This is a genomic window from Streptomyces sp. NPDC058576, assembly GCF_042718715.1.
Lineage (GTDB): Bacteria > Actinomycetota > Actinomycetes > Streptomycetales > Streptomycetaceae > Streptomyces.
On record NZ_JBHXPF010000001.1, the window covers coordinates 25,520 to 38,246 of the forward strand.

At 71.8% G+C, this 12,727-nt stretch carries 5 protein-coding genes; all 5 read right to left on the reverse strand.

Annotated elements, in window-relative coordinates:
* Positions 1-35: 35 nt before the first annotated feature.
* Entirely contained in the window at positions 36-2,186 is a 2,151-nt protein-coding gene (locus ACFWRV_RS00140) for an ATP-binding protein (RefSeq protein ID WP_384326671.1), read from the reverse strand.
* 155 nt (positions 2,187-2,341) lie between these two features.
* Positions 2,342-7,660: a pullulanase-type alpha-1,6-glucosidase gene (gene pulA / locus ACFWRV_RS00145; RefSeq protein ID WP_384326255.1), complete on the reverse strand. Its 5,319-nt coding sequence runs from the start codon at positions 7,658-7,660 to the stop codon at positions 2,342-2,344.
* Between the two features lie 81 nt (positions 7,661-7,741).
* A complete protein-coding gene (locus ACFWRV_RS00150; protein ID WP_384326257.1) occupies positions 7,742-9,475 on the reverse strand; it encodes a carbohydrate-binding module family 20 domain-containing protein in 1,734 nt (577 codons plus the stop codon).
* A gap of 425 nt (positions 9,476-9,900) precedes the next feature.
* The gene (locus ACFWRV_RS00155; RefSeq protein WP_384326259.1) at positions 9,901-10,959 is read right to left on the reverse strand and encodes a LacI family DNA-binding transcriptional regulator; all 1,059 of its coding nucleotides are present in this window, start codon (positions 10,957-10,959) and stop codon (positions 9,901-9,903) included.
* Positions 10,944-12,620: a glycoside hydrolase family 13 protein gene (locus tag ACFWRV_RS00160; RefSeq protein ID WP_384326261.1), complete on the reverse strand. Its 1,677-nt coding sequence runs from the start codon at positions 12,618-12,620 to the stop codon at positions 10,944-10,946. The genes ACFWRV_RS00155 and ACFWRV_RS00160 overlap by 16 nt, the downstream gene beginning before the upstream one ends.
* Between the last annotated feature and the right edge of the window lie 107 nt (positions 12,621-12,727).

Consider the following 12,727-nt stretch of genomic DNA (forward strand, 5'->3'; position numbering starts at 1 on the left):
ATGCGCACACCCCACGGCGGCCCCTCCCGCCCGGGTCAGAGCTGGAGTTCGGTACGCAGTGCGGCGGCGAGGCCGACTTCCGCGTTGTCCGACTGGCCACGCTCGAAGGCGCGCTGATAGGCCTCGTCGCCGACGGCCGCCCGCGCCTGGAGTTCGCAGGTGTCGCGGACCGGCCCCAGCTCGGGGGTGCCGCGCTGGGGGTGGCCGACCATGCGCCAGTACGCGTGCCCGGTGCCGTAGACCCGGGCGGCCTGGGCGCCCGCGCCCTGGGCGGCGATGGCCGCGGCCAGGATGTCCAGGCCCAGCGCGATGCCGAAGCTGTCGCGGAGCCGGTGCTTGCCCGCGAGCATCGACCGGGCGTGCGTGGCGGAGGCCGCCGGGCGGCCCTGGAGCAGGGCGATCAGGGCGAGCTGGTAGTCGGCGTAGGAGCGGGTCCAGTATTCGCCGCCGCGTTCGCAGGCCCGGCGCAGCTCGGTGGCCGCCGCCTCGGACTCGGTGAGGCGGCCGAGCGCGGTGAGCGCGAAGACGACGATGAGGCGGCAGCGCAGCCGGTGGGCGGAGTCCGCGGGCACGCTCTCGGTCATCCGCAGGACGCGCCCGGCCGCCTCCAGGGCGGCCGCGGGCTCCCCGGTCATCAGCTGGGTGAGGCCGGAGAGGTAGACCGCGCCGAGCATGCCCTCGTCGTCCTGGTCGTAGAGGGCGGTGGCCGTGCAGAGCGCCCCGTACTTCTCGGCGGTGGCGAAGTCGCTCTGGAGCAGGGCCGCGACGCCGAGGACCCAGTGCAGCCTGGTCCGGTGGGGTCCGTCGACGTGGCCCGCGTCCAGGGCCCGCTGGGCGTAGTTCCGGGCTTCGGAGAGGTGGCCGCAGCAGGCCCAGAAGAAGCCGACCCGGCCCGCCATCTCCTGGGCCCCGCCGACATCGTGGGCGAGCAGGTGCTCCAGGGCGGCGCACAGGTCGAGGTGGGCATCGGACACCTTGTGGTACCAGGACACCTGGTCAGGACCGGTCCAGCCGTCGTGGGCGCGGCGGGCGAGGCCGAGGAAGCTGCTCGCGTGCCGGTCGGCGGCGGCGCGGGCCTCGCCCAGCTCGGTGAGCCACATCCGGCCGTACTCGCGCAGGGTGTCGAGCATCCGGTAGCGGTCGCCGTCGCGCTGGACGACGGACTGGGCGACCAGGCCCTGGAGCGCCCGGTCGACCTCGTCGGCGGTGAGCGGGCCCCCGGTGCAGACCTCGCGGGCGACCTCCGCGTCGAAGTCGGTCCGCAGCGGGGTGAGCCGGGCCCACAGGAGGCGTTCCAGCGGGGTGCACAGCTCGTGGGACCAGCCGATGGCGGTGCGCAGGGTGCGGTGGCGGCGGGGCCACGCCGTCGCGTCGGCGAGGAGGTCCAGGCGGGAGGTGCCGGGGGCCGCGGACGCCCCGAGGACGCCCGGGAGCCCGGCCGCGCCGGAGGACCCGTACGCGCCGGGCGTTCCGACGGTGAGGCCCGGGGCGTCGAAGCGGGTGCCGATCCTGGTGGCGAGCTGGGCCACGCTGTGCCGGCCGATGCCCGCGGCGGCCAGTTCGATGGCGAGCGGGATGCCTTCGAGGCGGCGGCAGATCTCGGCGGCGGCCGCCTCGTCGCCGGGGGCGTCGAGGCCGGCCCGGGGGTCGGCGGCGCGCAGCCGGTCGGCGAAGAGCTGGAGGGCGTCGGGCGCGCCGTCGACCGGGAGCGGCGGCACCTCGACGATGTGCTCGCCGCGGGTGCCGAGCGGCTGCCTGCTGGTGACCAGGACGGTCAGGCGTGTCGAGGTGGTGAGGATCTCGGCCAGCAGATGGGAGCAGGGGGCGCGGAGGTGTTCGGCGGAGTCGAGGACCAGCAGGAGGTGCTTGTCGCCGAGCCATTCGCAGAGCGCCTCGACGGGCATCCGCAGGGTGTGGTCGGCGAGCCCGACCGCGTCCGAGACGGTGGGGAGCAGCAGCCCGTCGTCGTAGAGCGGGGAGAGGTCGGCCCACCAGGCGCCGTCCGCGTAATGGTCGGCGGCGGCGCGGGCGGCCCGGAGCGCGAGCCGGGTCTTGCCGACGCCGCCGGGGCCGATCAGGGTGGTCATCCGCCGGGTGGTCAACGCGGTGTGCAGCCGGGCCAGTTCGGCCCGCCTCCCGACGAAGCTGGTCGTCTCCTCGGGAAGGTATCCCACCTTGGTCATCATCACCGTCCGCACGCTGGGGCAGGGTGCGCCGGCGAACCGCCCGCCCGGGCCGGCCCCGCCTCCCCCGTCGGGGAGAGCGGGACCGGTTCGGTGGACCGGGACGGCTGTCGCGGCTCCGTTGCCGACGTCTGCCGTCACCGTAGTGCCGCTGGAGGTCAGCGCAGAGTGAAGACGGCCGTCGTGCGTCCCGGGACGGTGAAAGTGGCCGATTTCCCGTCGTACCTGGCTCGTTTGACCGTAAGATCCGCACCCTTGGCCTGGACCGGGTGCAGGGCGTACGTCCTGCCGGCCGGTGCGGCGAGCCGCTGTTCGGCGGTGTCCGGGGCGGCGTTGATGACGACGACGAGCTTGCCGAGGCGCATGGTGATCACGCCGGGCGTCTCGTCCTCACCGGAGAGCGGGAAGGACAGGGCCGACTGCACCTGCCCCGCGGTGCGCAGGGAGAACTCCTTCTCGGTGGAGCGGATGGTGAGCAGGTCGCGATAGGCGGCCGAAGCCCCGTCGATCCGGTCGCACTTCGGGGCGATGGCGCCGGTGGCGGCCAGCAGCGGCTTCGCGTACGACCACTTGTCCTGGTTGTCGGCGGCGGGCGGGAGTCCCCGGCCGAAGCCGTTGCCGTCGCGGCAGTCCCAGTGCAGGGCGTTGAACCAGTCGCCGCTGTCGTAGGAGTTGCGGTCCAGGGACTTGGAGCGCAGCAGGTCGGTGCCCGCCTGGGAGAGCGAGGGCCCCTGGGAGAGGACGGAGGCGGCCATCGCCACCACCTGGGCCCTGGCCCGCTCGGCGGCCGTGGCGTCGGCCGGGAGCTTGAAGGCGAGGGCGTCGAAGAGGGTCTCGTTGTCGTGGGCGTCGGAGTAGGCCAGCGCGTCGCCGGGTGCGGCCGCGTATCCGGCGGGCGCCCCGTTGTAGTCGACGTCCGCGCCCTTGACCGTGCGCCCGGAGGAGTCGGTGAAGGTGTAGTCCGCGAGGTTGCCGGTGAGGCCGACCTTGATCAGGTCCTGGTAGTGCAGCAACCGGGCCTTCTGCTCGGCACGGGTGCCGTTGGCCGGCGAGGAGTTGGGGTCGGTGTAGAGGCCGGAGGCGAAGCCCTGGACGCCGGGGTCCTCGTCGAAGGGGCCGCCGCCGCGCACGGCGTCGCGGGCCCGGTCGGAGAAGGTCGCGATGCCGGTGCCGGCCATGTTCTTCTGGGTGGCCTGGACGAAACGGGCGTCGTCGGCGATCTCGCCGAAGTTCCAGCCCTCCCCGTACAGGATGATCTTCTTCCCGTCGACGCCGTCCTCGGCGAGCGTGAGGGAGTCCAGCGCCTTGCGGACCGCGAGGATGTTGTCCTTGGGGTGGTGGCCCATCAGGTCGAAGCGGAAGCCGTCGACCTTGTACTCCTTCGCCCAGGTGACGACGGAGTCGACGACGAGCTTGCCCATCATGGTGTTCTCGGGCGCAGTGTTGGCGCAGCAGGTGGAGGTGGCGACGCTGCCGTCCTCCAGGAGCCGCTGGTAGTAGCCGGGCACGATGCGGTCGAGGACCGACTTGTCGTCCTGCCCGGAGGCGACGGTGTGGTTGTAGACGACGTCCATGACCGTGCGCAGACCGGACCCGTTGAGCCCCTGCACCATCTGCCGGAACTCGACCGTGCGCCGGGTGCCGTCCGGGTCGGAGGCGTAGGAGCCCTCGGGGACGGTGTAGTGCAGCGGGTCGTAGCCCCAGTTGAATCCGTCCTTGGCCGCCGCCTTGCTCACGCACTCCTGCTGCTTCTCGGAGTCGGGGGCGTGGGCGGACAGGTCGCAGTCGGGTGTCGCCTGGTCCTTCTTCTTCTCCGGGATGGTCCCGATGTCGAAGACGGGCAGCAGGTGGACATGGCTCGTGCCGGAGTCGGCGAGCTTCTTGAGGTGCTTCATGCCCTTCGAGCGGGTGTCGGTGAAGGCCCGGTACTCACCCGGGTGCTTCGCCGTGCGGTCCGTGACGGAGAAGTCCCGGACGTGCAGCTCCTGGATCTGGGCGTCCCGCAGCGGGATGGCGGCGGGCTTCTTCAGGCCGGACCAGCCGCGCGGCGCGAGGGCCGGGTCGGTGAGGTCGACGACGAGGCTGCGGGCGGAGTCGGCGGTCAGGGCGGTGGAGTAGGGGTCGGTGACCTTGTTGGTGACCAGCTTCTGGACGGTGGGGGCCCAGACGGTCACGGCGTACCGGTAGGGCTTGCCCTGCCAGCTCTTCTTGCCGGTGACGGACCAGACGCCGGTGCGGTCGTCGCGCCTCATCGGGACGGTACGGCCGTCGAGTTCGAGCGACACGGTCCGGGCGGTGGGGGCCCAGACGGAGAGCGTGGGCGTGCCGCCGCGGAACACCGGGCCGAGCGACGCGGAGGCCGCCTTCTTCCCGTACAGGTCGTCCAGGATGCCCGCCGTCTGTACGCCGGTGGCGGCGAGCAGGGCCCCGTTGGCGGCGCGCTGGGTGGCGACGAGCTGGCCGCGCAGGGATTCCCGGACGCGGTCGCGGTCGCGGGCGTCGACGGTGAAGGCCGGATAGTCCTTCAGGTGCGGGAACTTCGCCTTCTGGGCGTCGCTCAGCGCGCCCGGGGCGAGCCGCAGCCACCGGCCCTCGTCGGAGAGCGCCCCGTCGACGACGGAGATGCCGCCCTTCTCGGCGTACACGAGCTGCTGGCTGGTTGCGTCGGTGGTCTTCACCTTCCAGACGACGGTGTTCGCGTCGATCCACTGCGCCTCGGCCTTGGACAGGTCGGGGGCAGCCCCGCCGCCGGTCTGCGGGAGGAGGTAGCCGGGCTTGCCGCCGAGCATCCAGACCTCGTGGCCGTAGGTGGCGAGGTCGAGGGACTGGTCGCTGGGGAGGTCCTTCTCGTCGCCCTTGTGCAGGATGTAGCTCAGGCTGGTGGCCCCCTCCACGAGCGGCACCTCGAAGGTGACCCCGTAGGCGTCCTTCTTCACCGGCATCAGCGGCTTGGACCAGTCGGTGGGCTCCTTGGCCCCCGCCCAGGTGTGCAGGCCCCAGCCCTCGTAGTCGCCGTCCGCGCGGTGGTAGTTGAGGACGGCCTTCGTGGTGTCCTGCGGCGGGGTCTCGGGGGCTACGGCCGTCTGCTCGTCCTTGCCCTGCTCGATCCAGACCTGACCGGTCGCGCCGAGGTCGATGGTCCGCTCCGGTCCGTCCGCCGTGCCGTTCTTCTCGACGGTGTACGGGACCGAGGTCGCGCCCTTCTCCAGGTCGATCCAGGCGAACGCACCGTAGGCGTCCCGCCCGATGAACTCGGCGGTCTTCTCACCGGACTTCAGCTGCCAGCCCTCGTACTCGCCGTCGGGGCGCTGGTAGTGGACGACGGCCCGGTCGCGCTCGACGGCGACGGGCTTCCCGGGCGGCGGGGTCTGGCCGGCGGTGGTCGAGGCGAGCGCACGGGAGGTGCGGCCGGACCGGTCGACGACGACGGCCTTGTAGCGCAGCGGCGTCCCCGCCTTCACCGTCTCGTCGAGATACTGGGTGACCTTGTACGGGGCGTGGTCGGCGGTGCCGAGCGTCCGCCACTTCCCGTTACCGGCCTGCGCGGCGAAGACGACCCGGTTGAGCCGGCCGCCGTCCACGTCGGCGGTGATCTCGACGGTGCCGGTCGCGCCGGCGGCCGGGGCCTTCAGCGAGATCGCGGGCTTGGCGGCGGGAGCGCCCACGGTCCGGTCCGCCTTCAGCACGACGCTGGAGAGGGCGGGCACGGTGACGGTGACCTTCTTGTCCTTGCCGCTGCGGACAGCACCGGAACGGCCGTACAGCGTGCGGAAGTTCATGTCGGCCGACTCGGTGGCGAGCTGGACCTTCTTCGGGCTCGTGCCGTTGTTGGAGGCGACGAGGTACTCGTCACGACGCTCGGCGTCGATGCGCGAGGTGGCGTACACCGAGCCCTCCGCGAGCCGCTCGGTCTGCGTGCCGTCGCGCAGCGCCGGGTGCGCCTCGGTGAGCTTCGAGAGCGCGGCGATGGAGCGGTAGACCGGGTGCTTCGTGTCGTACGCGTCCGAGGCGTGCGTGCGGTCGGTGCCGAGCTGGTCGTCGTCGAGGTAGTCGGCGGTCTTCGAGGCGAAGAGGGTCTGGCGGGAGTCCTTGTCGCCGCCCGCGCCGGTGAAGCCCTGCTCGTCGCCGTAGTAGATCACCGGGTTGCCCCGGCCCAGGAACATCAGCTCGTTGGCCAGCCGGGCCCGCTTCAGCAGCTCCGCGTCGTCGGCCTTCGGGTTGTCCTGCTTGAGGAAGGTCCCGATGCGGCCCATGTCGTGGTTGCCGAGGAAGGTGACCTGCTCGTAGGCGTTGGCCTTTTCGGTGGTGTAGCGGTAGTCGTTCCCGTACACCGAGGCGAGCTTGTCGGCGGGCGCGCCCTGGGAGGCGAACTGCCGGGCGGCGTCCTGGAACGGGAAGTCCAGCGTGGAGTCCAGGCGGCCCCGGGTGACGTACGGCGAGGTGACCTCGGTGTCGGCGGAGTAGACCTCGCCGAACATGAAGAAGTCGTCCCGGCCGCGCTTCGCCGCGTAGTCGTCGAGCGCGGTGGCCCACTGGGTCCAGAAGTCCAGGTCGACGTGTTTGACGGTGTCGATGCGGAAGCCGTCGATGTCGAAGTCGCGGACCCACTTCTGGTAGATCTTCTCCATACCCTTCACGACCTCGGGACGCTCGGTCCACAGGTCGTCGAGGCCCGCGAAGTCACCGTACTCGTTGGACTCGCCGGCCCACGTCGAGTCGCCCCGATTGTGGTACATGGTCGGGTCGTTGAGCCAGGAGGGGACCTTCTTGCCGGTGTTCGGGGTCTTCACCGGGGTGTACGGGAAGGAGTCCTCGTCGACCTTCTTGACCCCCTGGCGGTCGTCGAAGGGGCGGCCGTCCTCGTCGAGGTAGGGGAAGGCTCCCTTGGGCTTGTAGCCGTAGGCCTTCTCCGCGTAGTCGACGGTGTCGGCGGTGTGGTTGGTGATGACGTCGAAGAAGACCTTCATGCCCTTGGCGTGGGCCTTGTCGATCAGCTTCTCCAGGTCGGCGTTGGTGCCGAAGTGCGGGTCGACCTGGGTGAAGTCGGTGATCCAGTAGCCGTGGTAGCCGGCCGAGGCGTCCTTGCCGGCGCCCTGGACCGGCCGGTTCTTGAAGATCGGGGCCATCCAGATGGCGGTGGTGCCGAGGCCCTTGATGTAGTCGAGCTTCGACGTCAGGCCCTTGAGGTCGCCGCCCTGGTAGAACCCCTTGTCGGTGGGGTCGTGGCCGTGGTCGAGGCGTGAACCGGTCAGCCCGCCCCGGTCGTTGGAGGTGTCGCCGTTGGCGAAGCGGTCGGGCAGCACGAAGTAGAACTGCTCACGCGTGAGGTCGTGCCGGGCCGGCTCACGGGCCAGCTCGGCGTCCGAGGGCGGGGCCGGCGGCCGGGGTGACGCGGCGGCGGTGGCCGCCGGGACGACGGGCAGCAGCACCGCGCACAGGGCGGCCACCGCCCCTCGCCTGAGGGTGGTTCGGGACACGGAGGGTGCTCCTCGGCTGGTGTCAGGAGGGTGGGCTGCGGGCCGGTGGCGCTGCCACCGGCCCGCTGGAGGGGGTACGGGTCAGCCGCGCCAGACGTCGGCGGTGAGCGTGACCTTCCCGGAGGCCGGGACGGTGGCGGTGCGGTTGGCGCCGCTCTCCCAGGTGACGTTGCCGGCCGCGTCCTTGCGGACGTACTTGTAGGCGAACGCGGTCCCGGCGGGCAGGGCCACGTCCAGCTTCCACACGGGGTACGCGGCCGGGTCGAGCTTGGGCGCGCTCGCCGGGTTCCAGTTGCCGAGGGTGGCCTGGTCGCCGGTGACGTGGATGTTCTGACCGGGCTGGGTGGTGGCGTTGACGCCGAAGGACGCGCCGGATGAGCCGTTGCCGGGGCCCGGGTCGGGGTTCGTGCCGCCGCCCCCGGAACACGTACGGGCGCCTGCGTGCAGGGCGACGGCGGTGCCGGCCGGGACGGTGGCGGTGAACTGGCCGGAGCCGTTGACGGTGACGCCCTTGCCGGACTGGACGTCGCAGTAGTCGCCGGCCGGCAGCGAGGTCTGGAAGGTCCGGTTCAGCGCGGAGCCCTCGTGGTTGATGGCGACGTACGCCTTGGTCCCCCGTCCGAAGGCGATCTGGTCGCCGCCGTTGTCCCACCAGTCGGTGACGGCCTGACCGCGTGCGGCGTTGCGGAAGCCGACCATGGAGGAGATCTCGCGCCAGGCGTGCTGGCACTTCCAGCCGTCGCTGTAGCAGGCGTTGACCTGGCCGCCGTTCGGCGGTCCGGCGTCGTGGTCGCTGAACTCGTAGCCGGAGTGGACGTCCGGGGAGCCGTAGGGGTAGGCCAGCATGAAGACGCCGGCGAGCGTGTAGGCGGAGCCGGACTTGTAGTTGAGGGTCTCGCCGTTGCGCTCGGTGTCGTGGTTGTCGACGAAGACGCCGGACTTGCCGGACTCCATGAAGCCCCAGCCCGCGCCGAAGTTCTTCAGGTGGGCGAGGTTCTCGTTGAGGAAGACCTGCTTGAGGCTCCGCCCGTACCGGAACTCCTGGACGTCGCCGGAGCCGAGGTATTCGGAGGGCGAGACGGCCTCGCCCGCCCCGAAGATCGCCTCGTGCTTCCAGTAGACGTTCGGGTTTGTCAGCCGGGACTTGATGTTGGCCAGGTCGGCGGCGGGCATGTGCTTGGCCGCGTCGATCCGGAAGCCGTCGACGCCGAGCGAGAGCAGGTCGTTGAGGTACCCGGCGATCCTGCCGCGTACGTAGTCCTCGCCGGTGTCCAGGTCGGCGAGGCCGACCAGTTCGCAGTTCTGGACGTTGCCGCGGTCGTTGTAGTTGGTGATCTGGGCCCGGCAGTCGTCGAGGTCGTTGCCGGAGTAGAGGCCCGGGTAGTCGTACTTGCTGTACGCGGAGCCGCCGGTGCCGGTGCCGCTGCCCGCCGACATGTGGTTGATGACGGAGTCCGCGACGACCTTCACGCCCGCCGAGTGGCAGGTGTTGACCATGGCGGAGAAGGCGGCCCGGTCACCGAGCCGGCCGGCGATCTTATAGCTGACGGGCTGGTAGGAGGTCCACCACTGGCCGCCCTGGATGTGCTCCTGGGGCGGCGAGACCTGGACATAGCCGTAGCCCGCCGGACCGAGGGTGTCCGTGCAGGCCTTGGCTATGGAGGCGAACTTCCACTCGAACATCACGGCGGTGACGTCCTTGTCGCCCGGAGCGGCGGCCTGCGCGGGGGACGCGGCGCCGAATCCGGTGGGGACGACGAGGGCGGCGGCGCCGGCCACGAGGGCGAGCGCGGCAGACAGGGGCCTGCGTGCCATGTCTTTCCTCCTGCGGGTGGGGGAAAAGCGGGTGACGGTGCAGCCTCGTCCGGCAACGCGCCGTGCCCTCAAGGCTCCTGAAGGTTCTTGCTGCAAGAATGCAAACCTTGCCGCGGAGCAGACCGTACGAGCCCTCCCGTCACCGGTCAACCCTTTGGACACCCCCCGCTCACATCCACGAAACGAAGCGGTTTTCTTCCTGCAAGGTCTTTCGCAAGATATTGCGGGCCTGTTACGTTTCATCCGACTCCGGTCCGGTCGGCCGAGGGTTCCGGTACCGCCTCACGGCGTCGGACCCCACGCGCCCGGCCGGCCGGGCCGGTCACGACAGAGAGAAGCACCCGGAGTCGCCACAACTCCCCGCCGGCCCTTCCTGGGCCGACTCCTGGTGCCTCTCCTGTACGTGTCCGCTCACGCCCTGGCGGTCAGCCGTTGCGGACCGCCGCCGTCGAGCCCCGCACCACCAGCTCCGGCTGGAAGACGTACTCGGTGCGCTGCACCGGACTCCCGCCGATCTCCTCCAGGAGCGCGCCCACCGCTGCCGCCGCCATCGCGTGGACGGGCTGGCGCACCGTGGTCAGCGGCGGGTCGGTGAACGCGATGAGCTGCGAGTCGTCGAAGCCGACGACCGAGACGTCGCGCGGGACCTCCAGGCCCCTCCCCCGGGCGGCACGCACCACGCCCAGCGCCATCAGGTCGCTGCCGCAGACGATGCCCGTGCAGCCCGCGTCCAGCAGGGCGCCCGCCGCGACCTGGCCGCCCTCCACGCTGAACAGGGTGGAGCAGACGAGCAGTTCGGCCTCGGAGCGGTCCATGCCGAGCAGGGACACCGCCGCCTCCACGAACCCCTCGCGCTTGCGGCGCGAGGGGACGTAGCGCTGCGGGCCGATGGCCAGGCCGATCCGTCGGTGGCCGAGGTCGGCGAGGTGCTGGAGGGCCATCGTCACGGCAGCGTTGTCATCGGGCGAGACGAACGGGGCGCTGATGCGCTCGTTGTAGCCGTTGATCAGGACGAACGGCACCCCGCGCTCGGTGAGCGCGGCGTACCGGCCGGGGTCGGCGGAGGTGTCCGCGTGCAGCCCGGACAGGAAGACGATGCCGCCGACGCCGCGCTCCACGAGCTGCTCGACGAGTTCGTCCTCGGTCGCCCCGCCCGGGAGTTGGGTGCAGAGCACGGGCGTGTAGCCGTGCCCGGCCAGCACCTGTTCGACGGACTGCGCGAACGCCGGGAAGATCGGGTTGGTGAGTTCGGGCGTCACCAGGCCGATCAGTCCGGCGCTGCGCTGCCGCAGCCGTACGGGGCGTTCGTAGCCCAGGATGTCGAGCGCCGCGAGCACCCGCTGACGCGTGGAGTCCGCGACGCCCTGCTTCCCGTTCAGGACCCGGCTGACCGTCGCCTCGCTGACCGCCGCCTGTCCGGCGATGTCGGAGAGGCGGGGCGCTGCCGTGGTCCTGGGTGCGGGCAGTGTCACACCGTCCACCACACCGTGGTGTCGGCGGGCAGCTCGGCCTCGGCGCCGTCCACGGTGACCGGGGAGCTGGCGAGCAGCGCCCGGCCGCGGGCGGCGATGCGCACCGGGGCGCCGGTGGTGTTGACGGTGCAGACGAAGCCGGGGCGGGCGAAGACGAGGACGCCTTCGGGACCGTCCAGCCACTCGACGTCCGTGCCCGCGCCGAGGCCCGGGTGGTCCCGGCGGGCGGCGATGGCGGCCCGGTACAGCTCCAGGGTGGAGCCCTCCACGCCGGTCTGCGCCTCGACGGACAGCTCGCCCCAGCCGGCGGGCTGCGGGAGCCAGCTGCCGCCGTCGCCGAAGCCGTACGACGTGCCCTCGCGGGTCCACGGGATCGGGACGCGGCAGCCGTCGCGGAAGCCGTCCTGGCCCTCGGCGCGGAAGAACGACGGGTCCTGGCGGGCCTCGTCGGGCAGGTCGGTGACGTCGGGCAGGCCGAGCTCCTCGCCCTGGTAGACGTAAGCGGAGCCGGGCAGGGCGAGCATCAGGAGGGTGGCGGCGCGGGCGCGGCGCAGGCCCAGCTCGCGGTCGCCGGGGGTACGGATCTGGGTGCCGAGGCCCGCCGGGTTGGCGAACCGGGTGGTGTGCCGGGTGACGTCGTGGTTGGAGAGCACCCAGGTGGTGGGGGCGCCGACCGGGCGCATGGCGTCGAGCGAGGAGTCGATGACTTTGCGCAGTTCGGCGGCGTCCCAGGCGGTGGAGAGGTACTGGAAGTTGAACGCCTGGTGCATCTCGTCGGGGCGCACGTAGTTGGCGGTGCGCTCGACGGTCGGGGTCCACGCCTCGGCCACCGCGATCCTCTCGCCCGGGTACTCGTCGAGGATGGTGCGCCAGCTGCGGTAGATCGCGTGCACGCCGTCCTGGTCGAAGAAGGGCATGACGTCGTTGCCGAGCAGCTTGAGCTGGTCGTGGGCGCCGAGGTCGGGCAGGCCCTCGGCCTTGACGAGGCCGTGGGCGACGTCGACGCGGAAGCCGTCGACGCCCATGTCGAGCCAGAAGCGCAGGATGGAGCGGAACTCGTCGGCGACCGCCGGGTGCTCCCAGTTGAAGTCGGGCTGCTCGGGGGCGAAGAGGTGGAGGTACCAGTCGCCGGGGGTGCCGTCCGGGTCGACCGTACGGGTCCAGGCGGGGCCGCCGAAGATGGACTCCCAGTCGTTGGGCGGGAGTTGGCCGTCGGCGCCCTTGCCCGGGAGGAAGTGGTAGCGCTCGCGCAGGGCGGAGCCGGGGCCTTCGGCCAGGGCGCGCTTGAACCACTCGTGCTGGTCGGATGAGTGGTTGGGGACCAGGTCGACGATGACGCGCAGGCCCAGGCCGTGCGCCTCGCGGATCAGCGCGTCGGCGTCCAGCAGGTTGCCGAACATCGGGTCGATGGCCCGGTAGTCGGCGACGTCGTAGCCCGCGTCGGCCTGCGGGGAGGCGTAGAAGGGGGAGAGCCAGACCGCGTCGACGCCCAGGTCCTTGAGGTGGGGCAGGCGGGCGGTGACGCCGGGGAGGTCGCCCATGCCGTCGCCGTCGCCGTCGGCGAAGCTCCGCGGATAGACCTGGTAGATCACCGCGTCCTGCCACCAGCCGGTGCGGTGGCCCGGGGCGTCGTCGGACGTGCCGGTGGAGGGGGCAGCGAGGTGCTGGGTCATGTCGTCCCTGGGGTGTCTGGGTGGGGAGCGGCGCCGGTGACCGGGTCGGGGTTTCCGGCGCCGCCGTGACGGGTGCGGTGGTGCGGGCGGGTGCTGGTGTCCTGCGG

What these genes read in the sequence shown, in the direction of transcription:
- ACFWRV_RS00160 (WP_384326261.1), bottom strand. Translation starts at nt 12,620, where the DNA reads ATGACCCAGCACCTCGCTGCCCCCTCCACCGGCACGTCCGACGACGCC.
- ACFWRV_RS00150 (WP_384326257.1), bottom strand. Translation starts at nt 9,475, where the DNA reads ATGGCACGCAGGCCCCTGTCTGCCGCGCTCGCCCTCGTGGCCGGCGCC.
- ACFWRV_RS00140 (WP_384326671.1), bottom strand. Translation starts at nt 2,186, where the DNA reads ATGATGACCAAGGTGGGATACCTTCCCGAGGAGACGACCAGCTTCGTC.